The 501-nt window shown below is 50.3% G+C and carries 2 protein-coding genes; one reads left to right on the forward strand and one right to left on the reverse strand.

All coding sequences use genetic code 11. The features are described 5' to 3' along the window. Nucleotides 1-178: helix-hairpin-helix domain-containing protein (locus DT603_RS16350; protein ID WP_162350962.1), on the forward strand; the 178-nt coding region annotated here is incomplete at its 5' end. Nucleotides 179-220: 42 nt separating this feature from the next. Here DT603_RS16350 and DT603_RS15920 read toward each other — a convergent pair. Continuing rightward, the coding region (locus DT603_RS15920) for an LOG family protein (protein WP_211368498.1) at nucleotides 221-501 on the reverse strand (281 nt) is incomplete at its 5' end.

The following is a 501-nucleotide window of genomic DNA, read 5'->3' on the forward strand; positions in this document are numbered from 1 at the left end:
AAACACGGCTTCGGCAGAGGAATTGGATAAGCATCCGTTCTTATCGCGGAGACAGGCAGAGATTATCGTGCGCTACCGCGAGCAGCACGGAGCCTACTCATCGACCGAATCGCTTCGGCCGATCCGGATTCTGGATGCGAAGACTATTGATAAAATAGCGCCGTATCTGGAATTTTGACTGAAGAACGTAGCGTTCAGTCAGTCAAAATTCAAGCATCGATCAGAAATTAGGCTTGAGCAGGTACTTGCTGTAAAAATCGTCGATGGCTTTCACGGCCTCGGCTGGCGTATCCACTAAACTCACCAGCTTCATATCTTCCGGATTAATGTTATGTTCCTGGCCTAGCATCACATCACGTATCCAGTCCAGCAAACCACTCCAGAAGGCACGTCCAACGAGAACAATCGGGAACCGGGCAATTTTGCGAGTCTGGATCAGCGTCATAGCTTCGAATAGCTCATCGAGGGTACCCATGCCCCCCGGCATGACAACAAATCCCT

The organism is Pseudoxanthomonas gei, assembly GCF_010119615.1.
Taxonomy (GTDB): domain Bacteria; phylum Pseudomonadota; class Gammaproteobacteria; order Xanthomonadales; family Xanthomonadaceae; genus Pseudoxanthomonas_A; species Pseudoxanthomonas_A gei.